This is a genomic window from Cupriavidus sp. YAF13 (assembly GCF_052113425.1).
Classification (GTDB): Bacteria; Pseudomonadota; Gammaproteobacteria; order Burkholderiales; family Burkholderiaceae; genus Cupriavidus.
In genome coordinates this window covers 1-4,679 of record NZ_JBFRDD010000120.1, presented here as the reverse complement: position 1 = coordinate 4,679, position 4,679 = coordinate 1, and the positions used below count along the sequence as shown (strand labels likewise).

Here is a 4,679-nt window from a genome sequence, read left to right as displayed (position 1 = left end):
ATCTGGCGCTGGAGGCGAATTCCAGGATCGGCAGTGCGCAAACGCCCCTGGTCATCTTGGAAATGGATACTGGATCTGAGAATAGAGTGCTACGCGATCCTATCGAAAAGGCATCGCTGACCGAAGGCGAAGCCATTGCGTTCTGGGACATTGTCTCGCGAACCTTGCGCCCGCGTCCAAACGGATTCTGACATCCCCCCAAGCCATTAACTTAGTAACAGGAGAAGAGAGCAGTGAACGAATTGAAATCCAATCTCGGTCCGTGCTGCGCGGGATGCCATGGCTGTTGATTTCTCGCTTTTGCCGAAGGAAGAGCCGGAGCCGGGCGGTTCGCCGTCGCTGTTTATCTGGACGATCGTCTTTCTCGTCATGGCGCTGGCGTGCGCAATCGTGATCCTGCTGTCATGGCCGAAAGATCTGCCCACGCATACGTGGAAATTCTGGGCAACCCTGATCCTGTTTCCGATGGGGATACCTGCGTGGATAGTACTGCGCCGGTATAGCCATCATGAGGGCCACAGACTTGACGTTCTGATGCGCAACGAAGTGATCCGCAGGTACAACGAGCGCGTCTTCGCCTTGGCGGCGCATCCCTTGGCCTTGCTCGGTGCGGCCCATCGTTTTTCGTCGGACCAGAGCGAAAATGCAACGAGCACCATACGGTCAGGTACTGTCAGGCTGGAGACCCAAAAGCCGATCGCCAGCGACAGTGGACCCACAAAGGCACGCTGGCTGGTGGTGCCTGGCGTACCGCTTGATCCTGGTGGAAAGGAGGCAGACGCTCGTCGTCATCGCGAGGTGACACGATGGTTGTATTCGGAATTACTTGCCGATCTTGCCAGCCGCATCCAGTCCTTGCCGTCGCGGGTTGATCTTAGCGTTTGTCTATGGGTGTCGGGAGGATTGCTTCGCAAGGATCATGTGGCGCTCTGGCAAGAGTGCTGGCGAGAACATCAGCTTCGAGATACGCGCATCTCCGAGGAGACTGAACCCGCCGGCCTCGATGTTCTCGACGGTTGGCTTGATCAGGCTGCTGGCGGCGAAGGGCGCGAGGCGAGATTGATTGTCGCCATTCAGCTGTATCCAGTGCTGAGCAAGACGCCGCCCGTCGGTGCGGCGGAAGCGGGAGTTGCGCTTCTTCTTATGCCAGGCGAACAGGCCGGCGGGCTACAAGTGGTGTCAGAGGCAAGCCTGCATCGCCCGGTACGCGGTCCGTTCGACCAGTCGGACGGCGCTTTGTCGCATGCCGTGAAATGGGGCGATATCACTGCCGCGGAGATTCGCGGCGGCTGGCAGACAGGCCTCGATGCAACGCAGGCCGGTGTGTTGCGCGAGGCCGCCGTGCATCTTGGACTGACTGCGCGGCCAACAGACCTGGACCAGACCGTCGGGCATGCCGGCACTGCCGCACCCTGGCTCGCGATAGCCTGCGCCGCTGGTTCGCTATCCGGTGACGTCCAAAGTCAGATCGTCTTTGCTGGACAGCCTGGCGGCGTGGATGCTGCGGTCGTGCGCTCGGTAGCGCGCGAGAAGCGGCTGGTTTGACCCTACCGTATTCGTCCGAGGTGATGACGGCGTTGCCAAGTTATATCGAACTGGAAAGGGTTGTCGCACCGATGCAGGCCGATAGGCGGTAAACGAGGAGTTGGTTTTGACAAAACGTTACGACATCACGAGAGGTGATTTGACGACCTCTGGTGGAACTGTTGAGGGCGGGGGACGGGATGACAAGGTGGGAGATCGCGAGCAGGCTTATGAGGGCGATCCGGTGTGGTGTCCAGTCTGCAAAACGATGGGACGGATCGTTTGTGCCGGGCCACGCTTGTCGATGACGGGGCCTGACGGGCGACAAGCCGCACTGAGCGATGACCTCTGTGTCTGCCGCTGTGATCCGAGCCCTCGACTGATACCGTCACAGCACACGTCTTACATGGATGTCTAACAACGCCGCGCGACTGGCGGCCTGGCCCCCTGTGAGGGCATCAAGTATCCCGATTGGGCCCAAAGCATGGGCATGAACGTATCTCCCGAACAATGAAGAAGCTGCAGATCGACCTGACCTCGATACTTGTTCTCGCACTGGTAGTCGCCGGTGCTATTTTGATGTGGGGCGAGTACGCAGGTATCAAAACGCTCGAAGCGCAAGGATTTTGGCTATCGGTGGTCGCTGTTGGCGCCATTGTGCTGGCCATTATCGTGTCGTTGGATCGCCTGGGCCGCTGGTGGGATGCCCTGCGTACCTTGGGCAAGTGGTTGGATCGTCGGAAATCGGAGACGGCTGGCACGACACAGGCGAGCATCCTCGCCATCGGTGACCGGAATAGATCGGAGCCGAGTCCGCTGGGGCCACTTCGCAAGGAGTTGCTGCAGCGACACGGCCTGCGCTGGCGCTACCGCCAGCCCTGGCTGCTCCTCACTGGCGACGACGCCGCCATCGCCCGCCTCCTGCCCGAACTGACAGAACAAGGCTGGCTGATCACCCCGGATGCGGTGTTGCTATGGAGCAAGACCAACAAGGAAGGCTGGCCGGACGCCGACTGGCTCGGGGCACTCTACCGACTGCGCCGCCGCCGTCCGGTGGACGCGGTGATTCTCACAACGGACAGTGCAGTGGATCTGCAGGCGCAGCGCCGCGGCACCCATCCCCATGGAATGCGCCTGGCGCGCATCGCCGAATTGCTGCGCTGGTCCGCCCCGGTCTACCTGCTGGATGTGGCGGAGGCGAGAACGGCGGCCCACGGCCTCATGCCGGTCATCGGCTGCGAACTGCCGCGCCAGGCCGACGCGGACGCCATCGATGGCGCGCTGCGCATGCTGCGCGACGAACTGGCGCAGCGCGTCGTCGCGCAACTGATGGCGGGCAACCGTGACCGCTATATGGGAGAGCTTTCCCAGCGGCTCGACACCCGCGGCAAGGCGCTCGCCGACTGGATCGCCGGATTGGGGGGCCGGCAGCGCCGGCGCATCGCCGTGGACGGCATCGTCTTTGCGCCGTATCCACGGCCTGTGGCCGGCGATGCGAGCGTGCAGAGCAGCATCGACCTGCCGCTCTGGCATTACCTGGGCGAAGCCGCCCGCCGCCAGCCAGGACAGCGCGTCGGCTGGCACCCGGTCACGGTGTCTGCCATTGTGGGCCTGACGGCCATCGGCTTGTGGAGTGCCGGCATGCTGGTGTCCGGCGTGCTGAACGGGCGGGACATGCACGCCGCCCGGCAATCCGTGAGCGACTTTCAGTCAGCCCCCAACCCGGCGGCCAGCCTGCGCGCGCTCCTTGCCTTGCAGCAGCAGATCGAGCGCTACGAGTACCGTACCCAGCATCACGCGCCGCTCGCGACCCGCTTTGGCCTGAATCGCGATCCGGCGATCCTTGCCGCGCTGTGGAAACCCTACGCGCGGGCCAGCCGCGAGCTGCTGGTCACGCCGGTGCAGCGGGATCTGGAGGCGTCGCTGGTGGATCTCGCGCAACTGCGCACCACGGTGCTGGATGCGGCAACCAACCGGGTGGCGCTGGGCGGCCACCAGGCGCTCAAGACCTATCTGATGCTGGCTAACCCCGAACGGGCCGAGCCGGCCTTCCTGGCCCCGCAACTGGTGCGGCATTGGTCCACTGAGGCCCGGATGACCCCGGGTGAGCGGCAGGACGTTGCCGAGCGCTTGCTCACCTTCTATGCGGAGCATTTGAAGTCCAACCCGGCCGGGCGCATCGAGCCGCGGCCCGAGCTGGTCGCCGGCGCCCGCCAGACGCTGCTGGCCGTGATCGGGGAGCGCAACGCCGAGGAGACCGTCTATCGGGGCGTGATCCAGGCCTTTGGCGAGCACGCTGGCAGCAAGTATCCGGACCAGACCCTGGCGGCGCTGACCGCCGGCACCGATCCCCGGGGGCTGGTGCGAGCCACCGCCATCGTTCCCGGGGTCTTCACCCGCCAGGCCTATGAGGGCTACGTGGCGAGCGCGATCGAGCAGGCCGCCAGGCGCACGGAGATCGCCAATGACTGGGTGCTGACCGACGGCCAACCGCAATCGCAGCAGCAGCAGACGCAAGTGACGGCAGGCCGTTCGGCCGAAGCCCTGCAGGCGGCGCTGACCGAGCAGTACTTCGCCGATTACGCCGAGCATTGGCAGGGCTTCATGAACAGCCTGCAATGGGAGCCGGCGCCGACCCTGCCGGCTGCGATCGGGCAGCTCAAGCTGATGGCCGATGCGCGCCAGTCACCCGTCATCGCGCTGATGAAGTCGCTCGAGTACCAGGGTGGCGCCGGTGCCCGCCAGGACTCGCTGTCCGACACGCTGGTGGCCAAGACGCAGGACCTGCTGGGCAAGAAGGCGGCGGGGCCCGAGGTGGCGAAGCCGGACGCGGCGGGGCCRCTGGGTGCGGCCTTTGGCCCGGTGCTGCGGCTGGTGGCGCAGGGCCAGCTTGGCAGCGCCAACGCTGGCACCAACGCTGGCACCAGCGGTGACCTGAGCCTGCAACGGTTCCTCGACCGCGCAACGGCACTGCGCTTGCGCCTGCAGCAGGTCGGCAACAGCGCTGATGCCGATGCGCAGGCCCGCCAGATGGCGCAGGCGCTGTTCCAGGGCAAGGGCTCGGAACTGGCCGACACCCAGGCCTATGCCCAGCTGATGGCGGCCAGCCTCGGCAGCCAGTGGGCGGGCATGGGCGAGACGCTGTTCGTGCGGCC

Annotated in this window: 4 protein-coding genes; all 4 read left to right on the top strand. The window is 64.7% G+C overall.

The features are described 5' to 3' along the window. The coding region (locus AB4061_RS40210; protein WP_441641608.1) for a T6SS immunity protein Tli4 family protein at positions 1-191 on the top strand (191 nt) is incomplete at its 5' end. A gap of 88 nt (positions 192-279) precedes the next feature. Further along, positions 280-1,545, top strand: a complete 1,266-nt coding sequence (locus tag AB4061_RS40205) for a hypothetical protein (protein WP_441641607.1) — start codon at positions 280-282, stop codon at positions 1,543-1,545. 106 nt (positions 1,546-1,651) lie between these two features. After that, on the top strand, positions 1,652-1,942 hold the full coding sequence (locus tag AB4061_RS40200) for a PAAR domain-containing protein (protein WP_441641606.1): 291 nt from the start codon (positions 1,652-1,654) through the stop codon (positions 1,940-1,942). A 92-nt stretch (positions 1,943-2,034) separates the two neighbouring features. Continuing rightward, on the top strand, positions 2,035-4,679 hold a 2,645-nt coding region (locus AB4061_RS40195), incomplete at its 3' end, for an ImcF-related family protein (RefSeq protein WP_441641605.1).